Consider the following 21768-nt stretch of genomic DNA (forward strand, 5'->3'; position numbering starts at 1 on the left):
GAAATTTGGAGAACAGTGCAGAACTGATCGTTGGCGAGAATAAGAGGAGGGATATGGAGATGAGATGGACGCAGCGGATAGGGGTCGGTTCCACCATAACATTGGCGCTGATGGCAACGTTGCTGGCCGGTTGTCCGAAACGGCCGGAAGTGGTCGAAACGGTTCCGAGGCCGGCAGCGCCGGCTGAGATGAGTACGCCGGCGCCAAAAGTGGCTACCCCAGAGGAGAAGTCCCCCACTGAGGTTGCGGTCCAGACGCCGGAGGCCAAGCTGCCCTCCGAGACCGGTGCGGCGCCAGAGGCGAGAATCGCCGAGGCGGAGATCAGACCGGATGCGGCCGCCGAGGCGGCGGCGACGGCGCTGAAAGACATCTATTTCGACTACGATCAGTCCGCCATTCGAGACGATTCGCGGAAGCTGATGAATGAGAATGTCGAATGGCTCAGGAACAACCCTGCGGCCAAGTTGACCATCGAAGGTCACTGCGACGAGCGTGGCTCCAGCGAGTATAACCTTGCGCTGGGCGAACGACGCGCCAGGGCTACGCGAGACTACCTGGTTGCCGCCGGGATCGCGACAAATCGGATCAATACGATCAGCTATGGCAAGGAGCGACCCTTTGTGCTCGGGCACGACGAATCCGCCTGGAGGTGGAATCGGCGGGCGCACTTTACCGTCGGCGTAAAATGACGAATCATCCGATAGACTGATTGCGGGGCCTCGCGCATGAGACGGTATTACTTATCGGCGGCGGCAGCCCTCGGGATGTTAACGGTAGGATGTGAGGGCGACCTGCCGCTGCGGATGGTGCAGCAGGATGTGGACGCCATGCGGGGCGAGGTGGCGGCTGTCGCGGGAACCCGGCAGCACATGGAGGACCGCCTGCGGAGGATCGAGGACCGTCTGGAGAAGAGCGAACGGACCAGGGCGGTCCTGGAGGAAAAGCTGGGGAGGGCGGAGGCGGAGCTCAAGAGCCAATCAGCGAAGACGGTCCAGGAACGACAGGCGTTCCTTCAGTCTCAGGCCGCGCTCACGGTCAAGTTGGATGAATTGGCTACCAGTGTCCGCCTGTCCCAGGGGCAGACGGAAGGGACCGGTCATGGCATCACGGAGGCCAACCGACGGGTCGATGAGCTGGGGCGTCGTCTTGATCAGATCGGACAACGGCTGGCCGGATCGGATAAGCAGACCGGTCAGGCGGTCGCGGCTGCGCAGGAGGCGGCGGCCGTAGCCCGCCAGGCGTCGGCCGCGTCCCAGCAGACCGCTCAACAGGTGACGGCGGCGCTTCAGCAGATGGCCCAGCAGACCAACGCCGCGATCGAACAGATCAATGCGACCGCACAGCTCGCCCTGACCGAGGCCAGAAAAACAGGAAAGGGCAAACCGATCACCGGTCCTGGTTCGTCCCGCGCGGCGCCCCGGCCGGTGGCCCCCGCGGTGGCCTCGATCACGACGCCCCCCCCGATTTCGCCGACGCCCGCGACCCAGGCGCCGGTTCCGGAGACCGCACCGGCTGTGTCTGCCGGACGGACGACCGAACCGGCTCTACCTCCGGCCCAGACGACGAAACCGGCGCCAAGGGTTGGGAGCGCGGATGAGCTGTATCGGAATGCCCTGAACGATTACGCGAAGGGCGAGTACGATCTGGCGATCAGCGGCTTTCGAAATCATCTCGAGATCTACCCCAACTCCAGTCTCGCCCCGAATGCCCGCTACTGGCTTGGCGAGTCGTATTACAGTCAGAAGGCCTACGATCAGGCGATCAGGGAGTTTGCGCTGCTCGTCAAGCAACATCCGGATAATCCGAAGGTTGCGAGCGCCATGCTGAAGCAGGGGCTGGCCTATCTGGAGATCGGGGACAAATCCAAGGCGCGGACGGTCCTCGACAACCTGCTGAAGCAGTACCCCAAGTCGCAGGAGGCGAGACGGGCGAAGGAGCGGCTGAGCCAGGTCAAATGACAAGACGCTCGACGACGAGATCGCCCATCTGCGCCGTACCGACAAGACGTGTCGGACTGGGTTCCCGGATATCGAGGGTTCGGTAGCCGTCATCGAGGACCCGACCGACAGCCGTTTCGACAGCCGTTGCCGCCGCCTCGCAGTGGAGCGAATACCGCAGGAGCATGGCGGTCGACAGGATCGTGGCCAGGGGGTTGACCGTATCCTGCCCGGCAATATCCGGGGCGGAGCCATGGATCGGTTCATACAGACCCGGTCCGTCCCCCAGGCTGGCGGAGGGGAGCATCCCGATGGAGCCGGCAAGCATGGCGGCCTCATCGCTCAGGATGTCGCCGAAGGTGTTCTCGGTCAGCACCACGTCAAAGCGCCGAGGGTCACGGATCAGTTGCATGGAGCAGTTATCCACCAGCATGTGGTCCAGCTCGATGTCCGGAAACGCCTTGGCGGTATCGACGACCACGCGACGCCAGAGCTGGGAGCTGGCCAGCACATTCACCTTATCGACGGAGGTCAGCCGCTTGCGACGCCGCGCAGCAATCTGAAACCCGATTCTGGCGATCCGCTCAATTTCGCAGGTCGTGTAACTGAGGGTATCGACGGCTCGTTCGCCGTTCCCGTCGTGGGCGGGACCGATCCCCTTCGGTTCGCCAAAGTACAGGCCACCGGTCAGCTCCCTGAGGACCAGCAGATCAACCCCCTCGATGACCTCGCGCTTGAGCGGCGAGGCGTCGACGAGCGGGGCGAACAGCTTGACCGGCCGGAGATTGGCATACAGCCCCAACTCTTTCCGTAATGCGAGCAGGCCGCGCTCCGGCCGATGATCGACCGGCAGATCGTCCCACTGCGGTCCGCCGACCGCCCCGAACAGAATCGCATCGGAGGCGCGACAGAGACTCAAGGTATCCGGCGGAAGTGGAACCCCGCACCGGTTGATGGCCGCACCCCCGACTGTTCCCTCTTCAAGCGTCAGGGGGAGATCGAACAGCGCGCCGACGTGTCGTAATACCTTTACCCCCTCCCGGATAATCTCCGGGCCTACGCCGTCGCCGGCCAGTACCGCAATTCGAGCCATGCACCCTCCCTGTTGGGATACCCCTCACCCGCCATCCGTTTGCCAGGCGCCTCCATGACTAGCACGCCGGGCCGATGAGGTCAAGAACAAAGGACCGGCGGGGACAGGCTGTGCTATACTGGCATCGTGATTATCAGGACCGCCGAGTTCGTCAGAAGCGTATCGTCGCTTATTCAGCTCCCGCGTGAACCGCGAGCGGAGATCGCGGTGGTGGGCCGTTCCAATGTCGGGAAGTCGTCGCTGATCAACTGTCTGCTGCGGCGCCGTGGATTAGCCCGCGTCAGCGCCGTGCCGGGAAGGACACAGTTGCTCAATTTCTTTCTGATCAACCGGGACTTCTACCTGGTCGATCTGCCCGGCTACGGTTACGCGAAGGCGCCCGACGCCATTCGACGGACGTGGGGACCCCTGATCGAGGGCTATCTCGCCGCGCGTCGCAGCCTCAGGGCCGTGGTGGTGCTGCTCGACGCGCGCCAGGGAGTGACGGAGCGGGATCTGCAGATGAGGCGTCTGTTGGACGAGCTGTCGCTGGAGTGGATCCCCGTGCTGACCAAGATCGATAAGCTGCGGCGCAGCGCCCGTGGTGCGCAGATCGCTGCCGCGGCCCAGGCCTTGGGCGTGGTCGACGCCCGCATCATCCCGTTTTCTGCGCGGTCCGAGGAGGGCCGGGACGCATTGCTGGCGGTCCTTGACGGGCGGACGCACAGCCGGTCGTCTGAGGGATTCGGCGTGAGGGATTCGGCGTTGACTCCGCCCGCCGGACCTGCTAGGCTCGAAACGGCCGCTGCGGGGCGGGGACGTTCGACGGTCCGCAGCGGTATGTATGAGGAGTGTGGATGAGTATGAGAGAGGAAGGGCGAATCCGACACCGGCTCGCCGTGTGGCTGGTCCTGGCGCTGTTCGGCCAGGGGTGCGCGGCCGTACAAACGGCTGGGCCCGAACCGGCGACAAAACGTTCGAGATCTGGGGTCGCCGCCACGTCTGTGTCCACGGCAGCAGAGAAAGAAGAGGGCAAGCCCGAGGCGTACTACCGGTTCATGAGAAGCCTTCTCGCGGCGCAGACCGGCGATTATCAGACCGCTATCGCATGGCAGAAGGCGGCACTCCAGGTCGATCCTCGATCTGTCGCCATGCACAATCATTTGGCGGCCCTGTATATAAAACGGGGCGATGTCCGAAGCGCGATCAATACGGGCGAGGATGCGCTCGCCCTTGATGCGAAGAACCTCCACGCGCGCCTGCTGCTGGCCGCCGTCTATCAGAGCCTGCACAACCTGTCGGTCGCCGAACGATACCTCCGCGAGGCGGTCGACCTGGACCCCAACCGCATCGAGACCTACATGCAGCTCGCGGTCCTGTACAGAGAGGCCAAGAGAGCGGAGGAGGCGGTTGCCGTCTACCGGAGAGCCCTGAACATGGATCCAAACTCGCTGGTACTGCGGTACAACCTTGGTCGTCTCTACCTGGAAGAGGGGCAGCCGGAGCAGGCCGCCCAGATCTTTCGGGAGGTCCTGGAACGTGATTCGGAGTTCGATGCGGCGTTGGCGGCGCTCGGGATGAGTCTTGAGGCCCAGGGGCGATTGGACGAGGCCAGGGAGATATACCAACGCGCGCTGGGTGAAGACCCGAGCAACACCGCGCTTCGGGAGCGTGTGGCCCACCTGTTGTTGCGACAGAAGGACCTCGACGCCGCGTTGATCGAGTATCGACGGCTGCTCGAACAAGAACCGAGCAACACCGCGCTTCGCCTACGGATCGGATTTATCTACTATGAAAAGCGGGCGTATGACGAGGCCATTACCGCCTTCCAGGACATTCTTCGGCAGGAACCGGGCAACCACGAGGTTCGCTACTATCTGGGGCTGGCCCTCGAGGACGGCAAGCGACCCGATGAGGCCCTCGAAGAGCTGGCGCGGATCCCCAAGGATCATCCCCGGTATCCGGATGCACTGTTCCACCGCGGCTATATCCTGAGTCGGAAGGAACGGTATGCCGAGGCCGGCGACCTGCTCTCGATGGCGGGCGCCCTCAGGCCGAATGAGGGCAGCATTCCGTACCTGTTGGGCCTGATCTATTTCCAGCAAAAACATTATGCGCAGGCTATCGCGCAGCTTGAGCGTGCGCTCGGTCTGGATCCCGGCAATGCCGCCTATCTGTATCAACTCGGCTCGGCCTTTGAGCGAAGTCGCCAGATCGATAAGGCCGAGACAACCTTTCGCAGGCTGTTGGCTGTCGATCCGAAGAATGCCGATGCGTACAACTACCTGGGATACATGTTTGCCGATGAGGGGATTAGGCTGGATGAGTCGGTGGCGCTGGTCAGGAAGGCGTTGGAGCTTCAACCCGACAACGGGGCGTTCGTGGATAGCCTGGGCTGGGCTTACTATAAGCAGGGGATGATTGACGAGGCCCTTGTGGAGCTCAAGCGCGCCGCGGATCTCACCAAGACGGAGGATCCCACAATCTTCGAACACCTCGGCGACGTCTATTTCAGAAAGCAGATGGTCTCCGAGGCGATCAGAGAGTGGGAGCGATCGCTGGCCATCGACGGCACCAACGAGGCGGTGCGGCAGAAGCTGGGCAAGGCCAGGGAGGTGCTGTCTCGGGAGAGCCGGTGACGGGTTGCCTGTTCCGGCGCCTCGTTGTGCTCGTCGCGGCGGTCGCGCTGGGCGGATGCGCCGCCTATACGGTCAATCTGGTTCCGGAACAGGGGGACCTGCTGCGCCCTTCGCCGCCGGTTGTCCGCGAGATCCTTCGACCCTTGCGGGAGCGCGAGGCGACGGTCACAAGTCTGCAAGCCGTCCTCGATCTGACGGTTCGTCGCGCAGGGGTGCGCGAGTATCGGCAGGAGGCGGTGGTCGCCGAGCGGTCCGGTCGGATTCGACTGGAGAGCATCGGCTGGGGCGGGTTGACGTCGCTGGTGATCGTGAGCGACGGCCGTCGACTGATCGCGCACGCGCTGTTGCAGAATGTCTTTGTCGAGGGGAGTGCGACCCCCGCCAACGTCGCCAGGGTGACAGGATTCCGCGTGGCGCCGGCCCAGTTGGTCCGGTTGTTGCTCGGCCTGCCGCCCCTTGCGATTCAGATGGAGACAACGGAACTGTACGGCCCGGATGACAATGGCGCGTACCTGCTGCGAGGACAGGAGTTGTCTTTTACCCAGCGTCTGTGGGTATCCGACGACGACCTGAGCCTCCTGAGAGGGGAGTTGTATGAGGGGACAACACTCCGCCTGCGATTTCAGTTTGCTCCCGCGACCCACGGATTACGTGCGCTTCTACTCGAGGACCCCATGAAACAAGCGGCAGTGGAGGTGTCGTACCGATCCTATACCCTGAATCCCGAGTTGCCGCGCGAGCTGTTTCAACTCCCCGAGCCGGCTCAGGGCGCGCAGGTGGTGAATCTCGATGCGGGCATGGCGCCGTTGTTCGGGTTGCCGTAGGCGATGAAGCAGATTACGCTGACCTCTCCCTCCAAGATCAATCTCTTTCTCGAGGTCCTTGGACGGCGCGACGATGGGTATCATGAGATCTGCTCGATCGTCGCGTTGACCGAGCTGTGCGATACCATCATCCTGGAGCGTCGTACGAGCGGGATAACCATTCGGGTGAAGGATCCCAAGGTCCCGGTCGGGCCTGAGAACCTGTGCCATCGGGCGGCCGATCTGCTGTTGCGCCACAGCGGGGTCCATGGCGGGGTCGACATCCGGATCGAGAAGCACATCCCTGTCGCCGGGGGGATGGGAGGGGGGTCGAGCAACGCGGCGGCGACCCTATGGGGCCTGAACCTTCTCTACGACTTGGGGTGGCCTCATGAGGAGCTGACGTGTCTCGGCGCCGAGTTGGGTTCCGACGTCCCTCTGTTCTTTTGTCGTGGAGCGGCATTTGTACGGGGTCGAGGGGAGCGTGTCGAAGAGTTGGCCGCGCTGGCGCCCCGGTGGTTGGTCATCGCCAACCCGGGGATGGAAATCTCGACGGCGTCGGTCTACCGCCGTCTGAGATTGCCGTTGACATCCGAGAAGGCCGGGTTTACAATGCGTGGTTTGGTTGAGTCCGGACAGGAGGAGGCGGCGCTGTCGTACTGTTTCAACCGCCTGGAAGATGTCGTGCTTGAGGCCTACCCGCCGGTCGCCGATCTTAAACAGCGGCTGTTGCTGCGGGGTGCGAGCCCGGTCCTGGTCAGCGGCAGCGGACCCACGGTCTTCGGCATCATGCGGGAGGCCGAGACGGCCAGGCAGGTCGCGTCAAGTTTGATCGAGAGCGGAATTGCCGCGGTTGCCTGCCGCACCTTGGAAAAGAATCCGTTGTTCATGACGTAGGGGCGCAATTGATTGCGCCCTAGGATGCGCCCACGTAGGGGCGCAATGTATTGCGTCCATATGGGGGGTCGGATAAGGGTAATCCGGCAGACTTTGGATCTGCACATCGAGGTTCGAGTCCTCGCCCCCCAGCCAGTAGGCGGCAGGCGGCTGTCGGGCGCAGAGGGGCAGGAGAAACTATGTGGTATGCGGAGAGTGTCCGATGTCTGATCGGTTAATCCTTTTTTCCGGGAACGCCAATCCGGCCTTGTCGCAAGAGATCGCGGATTACCTCGATATCCCGCTCGGCGATGCCGAGGTCACACGCTTCGCCGACGACGAGATTCTGGTCCAGATTTATGAAAACGTCAGGGGCGCCGACGTCTTCGTCATTCAGCCGACGTGCCGACCCGTCAACGAAAATCTCATGGAACTGTTGGTGATCATCGACGCCTTGAAGCGCGCGTCGGCTTGGCGGATTACCGCCGTCATGCCGTACTACGGCTATGGGCGGCAAGATCGAAAGGTGCAGCCTCGTGTCCCGATCACCGCGAAACTGGTGGCCGATCTGCTGACGGCGGCCGGCGCCCATCGGGTCTTGACGATGGATCTTCATGCCGGACAGATCCAGGGGTTCTTTACGACCCCTGTCGATCATCTGTACGCCACCCCGGTGTTGTTGCGGTTTTTTGAGGAGCGGAGGCTAAAAGATGCGGTGGTCGTCTCCCCGGATGCGGGGGGCGTAGAGCGGGCGAGGGCGTTCGCCAAGCGTCTGGGCAGCCCGCTGGCCTTCATCGACAAGCGGCGGACCGGTCCGAACGAGGCAAAGGTGATGCATATCGTCGGCGATGTCGAGGGGCGGGATGTGATCATTGTGGACGACATGATCGATACCGCAGGCACCCTGACGCAGGCGGTCCCGGCGCTTCTCGAAAAAGGGGCGAAGCGAATCTTCGCGGGGTGCACACATCCGGTGCTGTCCGGCCCGGCGGTAGAGCGGATCGACGGATCGGTGCTGGAAGAGGTGGTGGTCACGAATACTATTCCCCTCCCGAAGAGCGGCACATGCAAGAAGCTGACGGTCCTCTCGGTGGCGCCCCTGTTGGGCGAGGCCATCCGCCGCATTCACAAGGAGGAATCGGTCAGCAGCCTGTTCGTCTGACGGGGGAGAAGCGATGGGGGCGCAGGCGCAAGACATTGTCCCGCCTGCGCGTTACAAGAAGGAGCGTATGATGGAGCACGCGGTGCTGAAGGGGCAGGTTCGAATGCAGGTCGGTAAGGGGGCCGTGAAAAGGCTTCGACGACAACGGCTGATTCCGGCTATCGTCTACGGAGGTCTGTCCGGGCCTACGGCGGTCGCCGTCAATCCCCTGGAGATGATGAAGTTGCTGGGGACCGGGGCGGGCGAGAACGTCCTGATTACCCTCGCGCTGGACGGCAATGGCGAGTCATCGAGGACGGTGCTGCTGAAGGAATTGCAGCGGGATCCAGTACGAGGCGGGCCGCTGCACGCCGACTTCCTCGAGGTCTCCATGGAACGGAAGATCAAGGTGCAGGTCCCCGTCAGGCTGTCGGGGGAGGCTGTCGGGGTCAAGATCAAGGGAGGTCTCCTGGAGCAGCATCTGCGTGAGGTCACCGTCGAGTGTCTGCCCGTGGCGATCCCGAGTCACATCCAGGTAGACATCAGTCAGCTTGATCTGGGCCACGCCATCCATGTCCGCGAATTGACCGTAGCCGGAGACCTCCGGGTGCTTGACGACCCGGCCAGGCCCGTGGTGTCGGTATTGATTCAGCGTGTTGCGGCAGAAGGGGCGGCGGCTACCGAGGAGGGTCAGGCCGAGCCGGAGGTGGTCGGTAAGAAGGAGGCCAAAGAGGTCAAGGAAGGGAAGTAGCAGGGCGGTACGACGGCCTAGCGGGGGACGGTGTTGTGGATCGTGGTGGGCCTGGGCAATCCCGGTCAGGAGTATGAATTCAGTCGTCACAATGCGGGCTTTTGGGTTGTAGATACGTTGGCCGATCGGATCGGTGTCCCCCTCACACGGTGTCGATACCGTTCGCTGTATGGGAGGGGTTTGCTGCACGGAGGTCAGGTGTTGCTGGTGAAGCCGCTGACCTTTATGAACGAGAGCGGCGACAGTGTTGCCCGATGGCAACAGAGCTTACGCCTCGAACCCGGCCGGATTGTCGTCGTCCATGACGATCTGGATCTGCCGTTGTCCCTGCTTCGGGTCAAGATCGGCGGCGGTTATGGGGGACATCGTGGCGTCCGTTCCGTGATCGAGGCGATGGGCAGCCCGGACTTTCTTCGGGTCCGGGTGGGAATCGGACGGCCTCACGGGAGCCGGGATGCGGTAAGCCATGTCCTCGGGCCTTTTGACAAGCACGAAGGCGAGAGGATACAGGGGGCGGTAGAGCGGGCGGCTGATGCCGTTGAGGTGCTGGTTCACGAGGGGCTTGAGACCGCGATGAACCGATACAATGTTCGAGGTATCCGTCAGGCTCGCATGGCGAAATCTGAAGGAGGTGAAGAGAGTGAGCCGGTATGAGGTCATCGTTATTGTGGATCCGGCCCTTACGGAGGAAGGCGTCGAGACGGAGATCGGAGCCGTTCGAGAGGTCGTCGCCAAGAAGGGCGGACAGGTGCCGGAGATCCAGAAGTGGGGGAAAAAGCGACTCGCCTACGAGGTCAAGAAACGGCGGGAGGGGCAGTACGTCCTGATGAAGGTGGAGGGTCCCGGCGACGTAGTAGCCGACCTTGAGCGGCACTTTCGAATCACTGAGGCCATCCTGAAGGGGGCGGTCGTCAGGGCGGAGGAGCCTCGAAGAGGACGCTTTAAGGTGAAGTCGCATGCGACGCTCGAGGGTAGTCCCGTAACCGCTGCCCAGGAGGCGGAGAATGGTGAGCTTCAATAAGGTGATTTTGCTGGGGAACCTGACGCGGGATCCGGAACTGCGGCATACGCCGGGCGGGATGACCGTCTGCAATTTCGATCTGGCGGTCAACCGATCGTTCACGACCAAGGGCGGGGAACGGCGGGAGGAGACCTGCTTCATCACTGTCGTCGTCTGGGACAAGCAGGCGCAGACCTGCGCGGAGTTTCTGAGCAAGGGACGTCAAGCGCTGGTTGAGGGTCGACTCCAGCAACGATCATGGGAAACGCCGGACGGTCAGAAACGGAGCAAATATGAGGTGGTGGCGGAGCGGGTCCAATTTGTCGGCGGGCGGAAGGATGCGGCAGTCGCCGAGGAGGAGCCGCCGCGATCCGGCGATGACGAGGTGCCGTTCTGACACACGATCAGACTGAAGGAGGTGACGACGGATGCTGAAAAAGCGACGGAACTTTCGACGACAAAAGGTCTGCAAGTGGTGTGTCGACAAGATCGAGGTCGTCGATTTTAAGGACGCCAAGCGGCTGAGGAACTTCATTACGGACCGGGGAAAGATTATCCCCCGACGGATTTCCGGAAACTGCGCGGGTCACCAGCGCCAGTTGGGCGGGGCCATCAAGAGGGCCCGCAGCATCGCATTGCTCCCATTTGCGGCCGATCTGCTTTGAACCGGAAGGGCTGACGGAACGCCGCGATGGGAGAGACGATAAACGTTCGATGAACGAGGGATCGATCGGGACGTTCGTGCAGGGCGTCGCCCTGTGCCTCGCGTCTCTGATCCTCGCGCTGGCCGGCGGGGTGATCCCGGTCGCCGGGAGTTTCTTTAGCCTGCTGACCCCCCTCCCGCTTATTCTCCTCTCCTTGAAAATCGGCCGGGTTATCGCGCTCGTCGGGATGGTGTCCGTCGGGATCGGTGTTGCCGCGCTCGTGGGTCCGGGATACGCTTGGTTCTTCTACGTTCAGTTCGGTCTTCCGGCGTTGGTGCTGGCGGAGGCGATCCGCCGTCGATGGGCGCCGGAGGCATCGGTCGCCTTGGGCAGCCTGACCGTCCTGATGGGCGGTCTGGTCGGCCTGCTCCTCGCGGCATGGAGCACAGGGGGATCGATGCTGGATTTCCTGACCCATCGTCTCGATATCGCCGTACGAGACGCGATGGAGGTGTACGGCAAGATGGGCATCGCGCCGGACGAGGTGGGGCCGTTATTTGGATCGGTCGAGGAGGTGCGGACGTTTCTGCTGACCAGTGCGCCCGGTCTTTTTATTGCGGCGGCGTTGCTCAGCACATCGGCCAATTTCTTTCTGGCGCGCAGGGGTGCAGCCGAGGTTGCGATCGCCGGACGTCCGATCCCAAGCTTTACCTGGAGGGTTCCCGATTGGCTGGTGTGGGCGTTTATCGGGTCGGCGGCCCTGCTGCTGAGCGGTTTGCCGATCGCGAAGGAGATCGGGTTCAACGGGCTGCTGGTCATGATGACGGTCTATTTTCTGCAGGGATTGGCGATTGCCGTGTTCTGGATACGCCGGCTGAGGCTGTCGCCGTTTATTGGACTTCTGGGTGTTGCGCTGCTCTTGCTTCAGCCCCTGCTGTTGCTGCTCGTGGCATTGGTCGGTCTGTTTGACATTTGGGTTGTCTTTCGTCGGCATTCGCTTCCGACATCCCCTGACGCATAGCGCGCGGCGGGTGAAACAGGACGAGGAGGTCAGAGACTGATGAAGATCGTTCTCTTGGAACAGGTGGAAAAGGTGGGCGCCGCCGGTGATCAGGTTGAGGTGGCGAACGGGTATGCCCGGAATTTTCTTATCCCGACGCGTAAGGCCGTGGAGGCCACATCCGCCAATCTGAAGTCGCTGCATCACCTGCTGCGACAGAATACCGAGCGCGAGACGCGGCTTCGCCGCGCGGCGGAGGCGACGGCCGGTCGAATCGCCGAATTGCACTGCGTCATCGCGCGCCGGGCCGGCGAGCACGACCGGCTGTTCGGCGCCGTCACCAACCAGGATATCTGTGCCGCCCTGGCCGCGCAGGGACTGGAGATGGATCGAAGAAAGATCGTCCTGCAGGAGCCGATCAAGGCGCTTGGCAGCTACACCGTTCCCATCCGCCTGCACCCAGAGGTTGTCGGCGAGCTTCGGCTGACAGTCGAGCGCGAAGAGGGCTGAGTCGGTGGCTCAACGCGTGATGCGGGAGTCGACCCTGGACCGGCGAGAGGCGGCCGCAGAGCGGGTTCCGCCGCAGAATCTGGAGGCCGAATTGTCGGTCCTCGGGGCGGTCCTGCAGAGCAACGAGGCCTTTCTGAAGTGCCTCGAGCTGCTGCGGCCGGAGCAGTTCTACCGGGACGCGCATCGGAAGATCTTTGCCGCCGCCACCGGACTGTTCGGGCGGGGTGAACCGGTCGATCTGATCACGATCACGAACGAGTTGCGTCGTCGAGGCGAACTCGACGAGGTGGGCTCGTCGGCGTTCCTCGCCTCATTAGTGGATGCCGTGCCCACAGGCGCGAACGTGGCCTACCACGCGAGGATCGTCCGCGACAAGGCGCTCATGCGCCAGTTGATCGCGGTTGCCACCGACATTGTGGGACTCGGTTTTGCCGATCAGGAGGAGGCGGATCAGGTGCTCGAGCGGGCCGAGCAGCAGATCTTCGAGCTGTCGGAGGATCGGGTGCGGCGCGCCTTCCTGCCCCTCAAATCGATCTTGAAGGACACCTTTGAACAGGTGGAGAAGCTGTTCGATCGCCGGACGCAGGTCACCGGGGTGCCTACGGGGTTTGAGGATCTTGACCAGAAAACCGCCGGCCTGCAGCCGTCGGAACTGATCATCATCGCCGGCCGCCCCTCGATGGGCAAGACCAGTTTCGCCCTCAACATCGCGCGAAACGCCGCCATCGACGAACAGATTCCGGTCGGCATCTTCAGTCTAGAGATGTCGAAAGAGCAGGTCGTCCAGCGACTGCTCTCCGCCGAGGCTGAGGTCGATTCCAATCGGATCAGAACAGGGTGGCTGCGGGAGAGCGACTGGCCGAAGCTGACCAATGCGGCCGGCCACCTGTCAGAGGCGCCCATCTATATTGACGACTCGGCGGCCCTGTCGGTCATCGAGCTGCGCGCCAAGGCGCGGCGACTGAAGGCCGAACAGAATATCGGGATGGTGGTGATCGACTATCTCCAGCTTATCTCGGGTCGCTCACGGTCCGAGAATCGTCAGCAGGAGGTGTCGGAGATCTGCCGGGCCCTGAAGGCGATGGCGAAGGAGCTGAAGGTCCCGGTGGTGGCGCTGTCGCAGCTCGCACGGCGGACCGAAGAGCGGGAGCGCCCCCAGCTTTCGGACCTGCGAGAATCGGGTGCCATCGAGCAGGATTCGGATGTCGTGGTCTTCCTGTACCGGCCGGGCTACTATCAGGCCAGGAAGGCCGGGGCCCCGGATCCGGAACGGGATACCAAGACCGAGATCATCATCGCCAAGCAACGCAACGGCCCGACCGGAACGGTTGAGTTGGCCTTCCTGCGGGAATATGTGAAGTTCGGCTCGCTTGACCTTATCCACCACGAGCCTGATGAGACCGAGGAGATGTGACGCGCGTATGGTTCGGCGTTCAACATGCAATGTTGAACGGTGAACGGTGTTCGACGTGCGGCTGCGGGTAGCGAGGCGCAATGGCCAAGACCCAGAGCCATTACCTCTGTCAGAGCTGCGGGTACCAGACGGCCCGCTGGATGGGCCGTTGCCCCGATTGCGGGGAGTGGTCAAGCCTGTTAGAGGAGCGTACCACGGTCGAGCGGCGCGGCGGTTCTCGTGACGGGGCCTCATCGGCGCCGCATCGGGCGACGCCGATTACCGCCGTAGACGGCATGGCGCGTGACCGGATGAGCACCGGCCTGACCGAGCTGGATCGTGTGCTGGGGGGCGGAATCGTTCCCGGCTCGTTTGTACTCGTGAGCGGCGATCCCGGGATCGGCAAGTCGACCCTGCTCCTTCAGGCGTCGATGCAGATCGCTCAGCGGGATGGGGTGGTCCTCTACGTCTCCGGCGAGGAATCGCCTCAGCAAACCCGGTCCAGGGCGAGCCGATTGGGTCCGCTTTCCGATCGGCTGTTGCTTCTTGCTGAGACCTCCCTCCACACGATTGTCGACCAGGCCGACCGTATTCGGCCGACCATCCTGGTTATCGATTCTATTCAGACTATCGTCTCTGATGACCTGGAATCCCCTGCCGGCAGTCTCAGTCAGGTTCGCGAAGCGGCCGTTCGGCTGATGACGCTGGCAAAGGAGAAGGGGATCAGTACCGTGATCATCGGCCATATCACGAAGGAGGGGGCCATTGCGGGCCCGAAGGCGATGGAGCACCTGGTCGATGCCGTCGTGTTCATCGAAGGGGAGGGACACCAGATTCACCGACTGTTGCGGACGGTCAAGAACCGATTTGGCCCAACGCCGGAGATCGGCGTACTCGAAATGACGGCGTCCGGTCTACGGGAACTCGCCAATCCGTCGGAGCTCTTTCTTGCGCAGCGCCCGTCGGGGGCGCCCGGCTCGGTTGTGATTCCGACCCTGGAGGGGAGCCGACCGTTGCTTGTGGAACTGCAGGCGCTGGTGGCCGCTCCAGGCGCGCCGATCGCCAGACGGGTATTCAATGGCGTCGACGGCAACCGGGGCATTCTGCTGCTGGCGGTCCTGGAAAAGCGGCTGGGTCTTGCACTCAGCGCGTGCGATGTCTATGTCAACGTAGTGGGGGGTGTCAGGGTCGGCGAGACCGCCGCCGATCTCGGGATCGCCGCGGCCGTCCTCTCAAGCGCGAGGAACCTGCCGCTCGATCCGGGACTCTGCGTGTTCGGTGAGATCGGGCTGGCCGGTGAGATTCGGGCTGTACCAATGGCCGAGCGACGGCTCGATGAGGCCGCCCGGCTCGGATTGTCGTATTGCCTGATGCCCCGGCACAACCTGAGCCGGACCATGCCCGACTGCGCCACGTTACGGGTGAGCGGGCTGGGCACGCTGGAGGAGTTGACCGAGCATTTGGCGACACGACACACAGGATAGAAGCACAATCAACTACAGAACGGGTAAATTGCCATTGTCACTATCAGTCTGCCTGTTGTATCACAACGTCACACATATGTTTACCATCGTCGATCGTGATAGACGATAGCGAGTTATAAGAACCTATTACTGTTTTCGCGGGAATATTTTGACTGGACCGGATATCCCTGCTAAAATTCAGTGTTAAGAATGTACCGTACCGGGACAAAAGTGGTCTATCCGACCCACGGTGTCGGATGGATCGAGGCCATCGAAAAGAAAGAGGTCGGGGGCGGACTGCAGCGTTTCTACATCGTTCGGATCATTGGGAACGGTATGACCATACTGGTTCCTACAAAGAACGCAAAACGTGTCGGCCTTCGAGAGGTCATCGAACCGTCGGAGATTCCGAAGGTGCTGGCTATCTTGCAGAAGAACGATCTGGAAATCAGCTCTAACTGGAATCGAAGGTTCAAGGATAATCTGGAACGAATCAGGACCGGATCGGTCTTTGAGGTTGCGTTGGTTTTGCGGAAGCTAATCCTGCTCCAGAGGGACCGGAGTCTGTCGTTCGGCGAGAAGACGATGCTCGAGAATGTCCGAAGGCTGATCGTCAGCGAGATCTCGCACGCCTCCGGGATCGATCAGGAGACGGCACGAGCGCTTGTCGAACAGGCGGTAACCAACCACAGCTAACGACCATAGAAATGGTCATCGACACGTATGAGAGGGGGTGATCGATTTGAACGATTACAACTATCGCGTTGGTCTTCCAATGATCGTCGGAGGGGCGGCAATCGGCTTCTATCTCGCCTCGCGGGCTGCCGTAGAGCCGTATCAGTGGTTGCTCAGTATAGCCGGCCTCCTATTAGGGGCCTCCTGCGGCATCATTGTGATGGTCCTGCAGCGCAAGTTTCGTCAAATGTCTTTACAGGTCATCGTCAGCGGTATTATCGGATTTGCCCTGGGTCTTGGTCTGGCTGAACTCTTCTTCAATGCTATTTCCGGATTTCTGCACTTTCTTCCCCCGTATATCGCTGAGACGATGCACACTATCATTACTATCGGGGCGGCGTACCTGGGGGCGGTCATCGCCATCGAGAAAAGCCCGGGGTTCAGCGTATCGGGCGTGGTTCGGGCGTTCAGAGAAAAGCCGCGCGGTAAGGCCACGAAGATCCTCGACACCTCGGTCATCATCGACGGCCGGATTGCCGATATCTGTGAGACCGGTTTTGTGGAGGGAACGCTCGTCGTGCCCCAATTTGTCTTGCGGGAGTTGCAGCAGGTCGCCGATTCATCCGACCCGCTGAAACGTAACCGCGGTCGTCGAGGATTGGATATTCTGCAGAAAATCCAGAAAAAGGTGGACGTCCATGTCGAGATCAGTGATATGGATTTTCCGGATATCCGCGAGGTGGACGCGAAGTTGGTCGCACTGGCCAAGGCGCTCAACGCCAAGGTGGTCACCAACGATTTTAATCTGAATAAGGTCGCCGGTCTGCACGGGATCGGTGTGTTGAACATCAATGAGCTCACGAATGCGCTGCGACCCGTCGTCCTGCCTGGTGAAGAGATGCAGGTCCACGTCCTGAAAGAGGGGAAGGAGTACAATCAGGGAATTGCCTACCTTGATGACGGCACAATGGTCGTGGTCGACAGCGGTCGTCGATATATCGGCCAGACGGTCGATGTGCGCGTCACCACGGTGCTGCCGACGACGGCCGGACGCATGATCTTCTCACGTCTGAAGGAAGAGGCCGAAGCCGCGTAAAGACAGGGTATAGGGGATAGGGGTTAGGGTAGAGGGAACAACCTTAGGATCTGCCCCCAACCCCCAACCCCCAACCCCCAACCTCTATGCATGTCACTGCCATTGTGCCCGCCGGGGGGGCGGGACTTCGATTCGGGGGGGCGGTCAGGAAACAGTTCATTGCGCTGAACGGCCTGCCCATACTCAGCCACACATTGCGGTCGCTGGCAGCATCCGATGTGCTTGCGGCTATGATCGTTGTCGTTCCGGCCGGAGAAGAGTCGAGGGGTCGGGAGGCGCTGGCGCTGGCCGGGATCGACCTGGAGACGGAGGTCGTGCAGGGAGGACAGACGCGGCAGGATTCGGTCTATAACGGTCTACAGCGGGCGAAGGCGACGACGGATCTGGTACTGGTCCACGACGGCGTTCGCCCTTTCGTTTCGCGCGAGGTCGTGCTGTCCGCCGTCGAGGCTGCGAAGGAAACGGGTGCGGCGGTAGCGGCTGTGCCGGTTGTCGATACGATCAAACGGGTCGATCTCGACGGGGTGGTGATCGAGACGCTGCCGAGGGGGCAGCTCTGGTCGATCCAGACCCCACAGGTCTTCCGATACGAGCTCCTGATGCGGGCTCATCGAGCCGGTCGAGAACAGGGTGCCGCAGCCACCGACGATGCCGCGCTGGTGGAGCGGGTCGGGGGGCGAGTCAGAGTTGTCAGGGGAAGTTACGAGAACCTCAAGATTACCGGTGAAGAGGATATGCCGCTGGCCGATCTGATTCTCAGACGACGGATGATCCAATGACGGTCGGCCTCGGGTTTGATACGCACCCGCTGGTAGCCGGTCGGCGCCTGATCCTCGGCGGGGTGGAGATCCCCTTCGACAAAGGGCTCGAGGGCCATTCGGACGCGGATGCGCTGGCCCATGCGGTGATCGACGCCCTGCTGGGCGCGGCGTGCGCCGGCGATATCGGTTCATGCTTCGGGACGAACGACCCTCGATATAAGGATGTATCCAGCCTGTTGCTCCTCAGGGAGGCCTTCCAACGGGTGAAGGCGCTCGGCTATCTGGTCAATCACATCGATGCCACCATCATCGCAGAGGCGCCAAGGCTTGCCTCATTCATCACACAGATGCGGGTGAACCTTGCGGTCAGCGTAGATGCCCCTGTTGAGCGCGTCAGTGTCAAGGCGACGACCGCCAATCGGGTGGGGACGCTCGGGGCAGGCGAGGGTATTGCCGCGCTTGCCGTGGCATCGCTGCAGCGCCTCGAATAGCTTGGAGGATCGCGAAACAGTCGCATGGCGTTGACGATCTACAATACCTTACGGCAGAAAAAAGAGGTCTTTGATCCGTGTATGCCCGGCACCGTACGGATGTACGCCTGTGGTCCGACCGTCTACGACCGCGCCCATATCGGCCACGCGCGCGCGGCGCTGACCTTCGATGTGGTCTGGCGCTACCTGGAGTACCGGGGCTATCGTGTGGTGTACGTACGCAACTATACGGATGTGGATGATAAGATCATCCGGCGGGCTGCGGAGTTGGGACGGTCGCGCGAATCGTTAGTGGAGGAGCAGATCGAGGCCTACCGCCGGGATATGAGGGCGCTTGGTCTCCGAACGCCCACAGAAGAGCCGAGGGCGACGCGCCATATCGCGGAAATGATCGCGCTCATACAGGCCTTGATGGCGAAGGGGATCGCCTATACGGTCGATGGCGACGTCTATTTCGAGGTCAGACGCTCGCCCGATTACGGGAAGCTTTCCCATCGGGGTCTCGACGAATTGCGGGCAGGGGCGCGGGTTGAGGTGGATCAGCGGAAACGTGATCCCCTCGATTTCGCGTTATGGAAGGCATCGCGTCCCGGAGAGCCGGCGTGGGACAGTCCGTGGGGTCCCGGCCGGCCTGGCTGGCATATCGAGTGCTCGGCCATGTCGATGAAATACCTGGGCGAAAGTTTCGACATTCATGGCGGCGGAGCCGATCTGATCTTTCCTCACCACGAGAACGAGATTGCGCAGTCGGAGTGCGCAACCGGCAAACCGTTTGCCCGGTACTGGGTCCATAACGGATTCGTCAACATCCGCGCCGAGAAGATGTCCAAGTCGCTCGGCAATGTCCTGGCGGTCGGCGAACTCCTTGAACAGATCAGTCCGTGTGCGCTGAAGCTGTTTTTACTCGGAACGCACTACCGGGCCCCCGTAGATTTTTCGGAGGATGCGCTGAATAACGCCAGGGCGGCAGAGGAACGATTCCGTATTGTCCTTCATCAGGTTCGACGTATCCGAAATATCCCGAGTCCAAAAGCCGACCCTGCACGCATGGATTCTCTGCCCCTTGTCGACCGGATACACGCGGCCGAGCAGGAGTTTACGGGTGCGATGGATGATGATTTCAATACGCCTCGCGCGCTCGCCGCGTTGTTTGGTCTGACCAGGGATATCAATGTCGCCCTGACCGATGCCGATGAGACACCGAGGCAATCGCTTGTGTATGCGTTGGGCCTGGGGGGAGAGACATTACGAACATTGGGGTCGGTGTTGGGCGGCTTGTTCGAAGGGGTTGAGGACGAAGCGGACACCAGCAGGGTGCGGGAGATCACTGTAAGCGGTTGTGTTGGAATGTCCGATACGGTCGCGGTGGAGGTTGCCCGAGCCAAACCTGACCTCCGGGTCACAGCCCAAGACTTCGCCACAGCGCAGGAACGGGTCCGTATGGCAATTGAATCGGGCCAGTCTCCGCCGGCGGAGACGATTGAGGCTATCGTGGCGTACCGAGTTCACTGCCGTCATCAGAGGGACTGGGCGACCGCCGACGCGATCCGAACCTGGCTGGCCGAACGGGGGATCGTAGTAGACGATACCGGCGATGGGGTCCGTTGGTACGTCAAGGCGACCCACGTTAAGGCACCGCGATCATGACCGAGGGGATCCTCGTTGGTCCTCATGCCGTCCTGGAGGCGCTTCTGGCGGGGCGACGTCGAATCGATCGAATTTATCTGGCGAGGGAGCGATATGATTCTACGATCACTGAGATTGTGAGACGCGCCAAAGAATTGGGCATACCGTTCAAGCAGGAGACGCGGCAGCGGCTTGGCGAGTTGGCCAGGGGGACGACACATCAGGGGGTTCTGGCCATTGTCGGCGCCGTCGGCTATCATGACCCGTGTGAGCTGGTAGCGCGAATCAAGACCGCGACTCAGCTCCCGTTACTGTTGCTGCTTGACGGGGTTCAGGATCCTCAAAACCTTGGGGCGATGATGCGTACGGCGGAGGCTGCCGGTGTAGACGGACTCTTCATCTCGAAACATCGCGCTGTCGGGATGACCCCCGCGGTCGCCAAGGCCTCCGCCGGGGCTGCGGAGCACCTGCCGGTCGCGAGGGTCGCAGGTCTGCCGGCGTTTCTTGCATGGCTGAAGGATCAGGGTATCTGGATTGTCGGCGCCGATGTCGGCGCCGTCCGGTCGCTGTACGAGATCGATGCGCGCGCTCCGCTGGGTGTGGTCATCGGAGGGGAGCATCGGGGACTCGGCGCATTGGTGCGCCGGCGGTGCGATCTGCTTGTCCGAATTCCGACGCGCGGCCGCGTCGCGTCGCTGAACGCCGCCGCCGCCACCGCCGTATTGCTCTTTGAAATCCGTCGGCAACAGCGTGTGATGGAGCAGGTTTCAGCGAACAGACGAGAAGCTATGATTGTCTCGCAAGAATCGGAAAATTAGAAAATTACCGCTTGCTTTTTGCCGAGAATCTCGCTATATTCCGCTTGCACCGCTCTCGAATTGCTAATAGTCTAAGGGTTTACATGCTGGCGTAGCTCAGTTGGCAGAGCAGCTGATTTGTAATCAGCCGGTCAGGGGTTCAAATCCCTTCGCCAGCTCCATGGCGAGCCGGCGTTCGGAAGACGCCGAATGGGGGGATACGGGGAGATACCCAAGCGGCCAAAGGGGGCAGACTGTAAATCTGCTGGCGTTGCCTTCGGGGGTTCGAATCCTCCTCTCCCCACCATCGGAACGGACTCGCAGGGCAGACGGCGGTCCGGAGGCGAGGGTATCGTCGCTCGCCCTGTTTTGCTTTTGTGAGAAAGGCGCTGCAACGCCTGAGGCAGCGGATATACGCTTGGGCGGGAATAGCTCAGTTGGCTAGAGCGTCAGCCTTCCAAGCTGAGGGTCGCGGGTTCGAATCCCGTTTCCCGCTCCAGATCGTCGTTCGTGCGGATGGGGATGGTCGTAGTCCGGCCCACGTAGCTCAGTTGGCAGAGCACATCCTTGGTAAGGATGAGGTCACCAGTTCAATCCTGGTCGTGGGCTCCAGATAGTGTTCTCGATGCGAGACTGACAGGGGTGATGATATCCGCCTTCAGCGGATGAGTGCCGGAGGAGAGCAATGCGTCGCTCTTCCGGGCGGGAGATGCTATGGCCAAGGCAAAATTCGAGCGGACGAAAGAGCACATGAACATCGGGACCATCGGGCACATCGACCACGGCAAGACCACGCTCACCGCGGCGATCACCAAGGTCCTGCACGCGGCAAACCCGAAGGTCGACTTCATCCCGTTCGACCAGATCGATAAGGCGCCGGAGGAGAAGGAGCGGGGGATCACCATCAACATCGCCCACGTCGAGTACGAGACCCAGAAGCGCCACTACGCACACGTCGACTGCCCCGGCCACGCCGACTACATCAAGAACATGATTACCGGCACCGCCCAGATGGACGGGGCGATCCTGGTGGTCGCCGCCTCCGAAGGGCCGATGCCCCAGACCCGCGAGCACATCCTGCTCGCGCGCCAGG

General features: G+C 61.8%; 24 protein-coding genes and 5 tRNA genes. 28 read left to right on the forward strand and 1 reads right to left on the reverse strand.

The window, feature by feature from the left end; genetic code table 11:
* Positions 1-53: 53 nt before the first annotated feature.
* Together pal and ygbF are read left to right on the forward strand one after the other, a co-directional pair.
* A complete protein-coding gene (gene pal, locus C3F12_06690) occupies positions 54-689 on the forward strand; it encodes a peptidoglycan-associated lipoprotein Pal (protein ID PWB46617.1) in 636 nt (211 codons plus the stop codon).
* Between the two features lie 36 nt (positions 690-725).
* A complete protein-coding gene (gene ygbF / locus C3F12_06695; protein PWB46618.1) occupies positions 726-1958 on the forward strand; it encodes a tol-pal system protein YbgF in 1233 nt (410 codons plus the stop codon).
* Here ygbF and leuB read toward each other — a convergent pair.
* Positions 1951-3030 carry a 3-isopropylmalate dehydrogenase gene (leuB, locus tag C3F12_06700; GenBank protein PWB46619.1) on the reverse strand — a complete coding sequence of 360 codons (1080 nt, stop codon included), beginning with the start codon at positions 3028-3030 and terminating at the stop codon, positions 1951-1953. The genes ygbF and leuB overlap by 8 nt on opposite strands.
* Positions 3031-3156: 126 nt before the next feature.
* Here leuB and C3F12_06705 point away from each other — a divergent pair, with 126 nt between their 5' ends.
* From C3F12_06705 to tuf, 26 genes are all read left to right on the forward strand, one after another.
* Entirely contained in the window at positions 3157-3870 is a 714-nt protein-coding gene (locus tag C3F12_06705; GenBank protein ID PWB46620.1) for a YihA family ribosome biogenesis GTP-binding protein, read from the forward strand.
* Complete coding sequence (locus tag C3F12_06710; protein PWB46621.1) at positions 3867-5648, forward strand: hypothetical protein; 1782 nt, start codon at positions 3867-3869, stop codon at positions 5646-5648. Before C3F12_06705 ends, C3F12_06710 begins: the two co-directional genes overlap by 4 nt.
* A complete protein-coding gene (locus tag C3F12_06715; GenBank protein ID PWB46622.1) occupies positions 5645-6472 on the forward strand; it encodes a hypothetical protein in 828 nt (275 codons plus the stop codon). Before C3F12_06710 ends, C3F12_06715 begins: the two co-directional genes overlap by 4 nt.
* 3 nt (positions 6473-6475) lie before the next feature.
* Entirely contained in the window at positions 6476-7348 is an 873-nt protein-coding gene (ispE, locus tag C3F12_06720; protein ID PWB46623.1) for a 4-(cytidine 5'-diphospho)-2-C-methyl-D-erythritol kinase, read from the forward strand.
* Between the two features lie 61 nt (positions 7349-7409).
* Positions 7410-7483: transfer RNA gene (locus C3F12_06725), tRNA-Gln, on the forward strand.
* 67 nt (positions 7484-7550) lie between these two features.
* Positions 7551-8489, forward strand: a complete 939-nt coding sequence (locus C3F12_06730; GenBank protein PWB46624.1) for a phosphoribosylpyrophosphate synthetase — start codon at positions 7551-7553, stop codon at positions 8487-8489.
* Positions 8490-8502: 13 nt separating this feature from the next.
* On the forward strand, positions 8503-9219 hold the full coding sequence (locus C3F12_06735) for a 50S ribosomal protein L25 (GenBank protein PWB46625.1): 717 nt from the start codon (positions 8503-8505) through the stop codon (positions 9217-9219).
* Positions 9220-9264: 45 nt separating this feature from the next.
* Entirely contained in the window at positions 9265-9873 is a 609-nt protein-coding gene (locus C3F12_06740; protein ID PWB46641.1) for an aminoacyl-tRNA hydrolase, read from the forward strand.
* Positions 9806-10240 (forward strand): 30S ribosomal protein S6, encoded by a 435-nt coding sequence (gene rpsF / locus C3F12_06745; GenBank protein ID PWB46626.1) that lies wholly within the window; start codon positions 9806-9808, stop codon positions 10238-10240. Before C3F12_06740 ends, rpsF begins: the two co-directional genes overlap by 68 nt.
* A gap of 1 nt (position 10241) precedes the next feature.
* Positions 10242-10616 (forward strand): single-stranded DNA-binding protein, encoded by a 375-nt coding sequence (locus C3F12_06750; GenBank protein ID PWB46642.1) that lies wholly within the window; start codon positions 10242-10244, stop codon positions 10614-10616.
* 31 nt (positions 10617-10647) lie between these two features.
* Complete coding sequence (rpsR, locus tag C3F12_06755) at positions 10648-10884, forward strand: 30S ribosomal protein S18 (GenBank protein ID PWB46627.1); 237 nt, start codon at positions 10648-10650, stop codon at positions 10882-10884.
* Between the two features lie 49 nt (positions 10885-10933).
* Positions 10934-11884 carry a hypothetical protein gene (locus C3F12_06760; protein ID PWB46628.1) on the forward strand — a complete coding sequence of 317 codons (951 nt, stop codon included), beginning with the start codon at positions 10934-10936 and terminating at the stop codon, positions 11882-11884.
* A gap of 39 nt (positions 11885-11923) precedes the next feature.
* Positions 11924-12373, forward strand: a complete 450-nt coding sequence (locus tag C3F12_06765) for a 50S ribosomal protein L9 (protein ID PWB46629.1) — start codon at positions 11924-11926, stop codon at positions 12371-12373.
* Between the two features lie 19 nt (positions 12374-12392).
* Complete coding sequence (locus C3F12_06770) at positions 12393-13787, forward strand: replicative DNA helicase (protein PWB46630.1); 1395 nt, start codon at positions 12393-12395, stop codon at positions 13785-13787.
* Between the two features lie 80 nt (positions 13788-13867).
* Positions 13868-15250 carry a DNA repair protein RadA gene (locus C3F12_06775; protein ID PWB46631.1) on the forward strand — a complete coding sequence of 461 codons (1383 nt, stop codon included), beginning with the start codon at positions 13868-13870 and terminating at the stop codon, positions 15248-15250.
* Between the two features lie 189 nt (positions 15251-15439).
* Entirely contained in the window at positions 15440-15925 is a 486-nt protein-coding gene (locus C3F12_06780; protein PWB46632.1) for a CarD family transcriptional regulator, read from the forward strand.
* A 46-nt stretch (positions 15926-15971) separates the two neighbouring features.
* Positions 15972-17000, forward strand: coding sequence for a PIN domain nuclease (locus C3F12_06785; protein ID PWB46643.1), 1029 nt, complete (start codon positions 15972-15974; stop codon positions 16998-17000).
* Between the two features lie 86 nt (positions 17001-17086).
* Complete coding sequence (gene ispD / locus C3F12_06790; GenBank protein PWB46633.1) at positions 17087-17779, forward strand: 2-C-methyl-D-erythritol 4-phosphate cytidylyltransferase; 693 nt, start codon at positions 17087-17089, stop codon at positions 17777-17779.
* A complete protein-coding gene (locus C3F12_06795) occupies positions 17776-18252 on the forward strand; it encodes a 2-C-methyl-D-erythritol 2,4-cyclodiphosphate synthase (GenBank protein ID PWB46634.1) in 477 nt (158 codons plus the stop codon). Before ispD ends, C3F12_06795 begins: the two co-directional genes overlap by 4 nt.
* 24 nt (positions 18253-18276) lie before the next feature.
* A complete protein-coding gene (locus C3F12_06800) occupies positions 18277-19899 on the forward strand; it encodes a cysteine--tRNA ligase (protein ID PWB46635.1) in 1623 nt (540 codons plus the stop codon).
* On the forward strand, positions 19896-20696 hold the full coding sequence (locus C3F12_06805) for a 23S rRNA (guanosine(2251)-2'-O)-methyltransferase RlmB (protein PWB46636.1): 801 nt from the start codon (positions 19896-19898) through the stop codon (positions 20694-20696). Before C3F12_06800 ends, C3F12_06805 begins: the two co-directional genes overlap by 4 nt.
* 85 nt (positions 20697-20781) lie before the next feature.
* Positions 20782-20857: transfer RNA gene (locus C3F12_06810), tRNA-Thr, on the forward strand.
* Between the two features lie 40 nt (positions 20858-20897).
* A tRNA-Tyr gene (locus tag C3F12_06815) sits at positions 20898-20982 on the forward strand.
* 115 nt (positions 20983-21097) lie between these two features.
* A tRNA-Gly gene (locus tag C3F12_06820) sits at positions 21098-21174 on the forward strand.
* 37 nt (positions 21175-21211) lie between these two features.
* Positions 21212-21287: transfer RNA gene (locus tag C3F12_06825), tRNA-Thr, on the forward strand.
* Positions 21288-21389: 102 nt separating this feature from the next.
* Positions 21390-21768 (forward strand): elongation factor Tu (tuf, locus tag C3F12_06830; GenBank protein PWB46637.1); only part of this gene is annotated, 379 nt, incomplete at its 3' end.

Source organism: Candidatus Methylomirabilota bacterium (assembly GCA_003104975.1).
Lineage (GTDB): Bacteria > Methylomirabilota > Methylomirabilia > Methylomirabilales > Methylomirabilaceae > Methylomirabilis.

Coding starts and splice junctions, on each gene's coding strand:
- pal (PWB46617.1), top strand. CDS start 54: ATGGAGATGAGATGGACGCAGCGGATAGGGGTCGGTTCCACCATAACA.
- C3F12_06775 (PWB46631.1), top strand. CDS start 13,868: ATGGCCAAGACCCAGAGCCATTACCTCTGTCAGAGCTGCGGGTACCAG.
- C3F12_06795 (PWB46634.1), top strand. CDS start 17,776: ATGACGGTCGGCCTCGGGTTTGATACGCACCCGCTGGTAGCCGGTCGG.
- C3F12_06770 (PWB46630.1), top strand. CDS start 12,393: ATGCGGGAGTCGACCCTGGACCGGCGAGAGGCGGCCGCAGAGCGGGTT.
- leuB (PWB46619.1), bottom strand. CDS start 3,030: ATGGCTCGAATTGCGGTACTGGCCGGCGACGGCGTAGGCCCGGAGATT.
- C3F12_06800 (PWB46635.1), top strand. CDS start 18,277: ATGGCGTTGACGATCTACAATACCTTACGGCAGAAAAAAGAGGTCTTT.
- rpsR (PWB46627.1), top strand. CDS start 10,648: ATGCTGAAAAAGCGACGGAACTTTCGACGACAAAAGGTCTGCAAGTGG.
- rpsF (PWB46626.1), top strand. CDS start 9,806: ATGTTCGAGGTATCCGTCAGGCTCGCATGGCGAAATCTGAAGGAGGTG.
- C3F12_06805 (PWB46636.1), top strand. CDS start 19,896: ATGACCGAGGGGATCCTCGTTGGTCCTCATGCCGTCCTGGAGGCGCTT.
- C3F12_06760 (PWB46628.1), top strand. CDS start 10,934: ATGAACGAGGGATCGATCGGGACGTTCGTGCAGGGCGTCGCCCTGTGC.
- ispD (PWB46633.1), top strand. CDS start 17,087: ATGCATGTCACTGCCATTGTGCCCGCCGGGGGGGCGGGACTTCGATTC.
- ispE (PWB46623.1), top strand. CDS start 6,476: ATGAAGCAGATTACGCTGACCTCTCCCTCCAAGATCAATCTCTTTCTC.
- C3F12_06780 (PWB46632.1), top strand. CDS start 15,440: ATGTACCGTACCGGGACAAAAGTGGTCTATCCGACCCACGGTGTCGGA.
- C3F12_06730 (PWB46624.1), top strand. CDS start 7,551: ATGTCTGATCGGTTAATCCTTTTTTCCGGGAACGCCAATCCGGCCTTG.
- C3F12_06735 (PWB46625.1), top strand. CDS start 8,503: ATGGGGGCGCAGGCGCAAGACATTGTCCCGCCTGCGCGTTACAAGAAG.
- ygbF (PWB46618.1), top strand. CDS start 726: ATGAGACGGTATTACTTATCGGCGGCGGCAGCCCTCGGGATGTTAACG.
- C3F12_06765 (PWB46629.1), top strand. CDS start 11,924: ATGAAGATCGTTCTCTTGGAACAGGTGGAAAAGGTGGGCGCCGCCGGT.
- C3F12_06710 (PWB46621.1), top strand. CDS start 3,867: ATGAGTATGAGAGAGGAAGGGCGAATCCGACACCGGCTCGCCGTGTGG.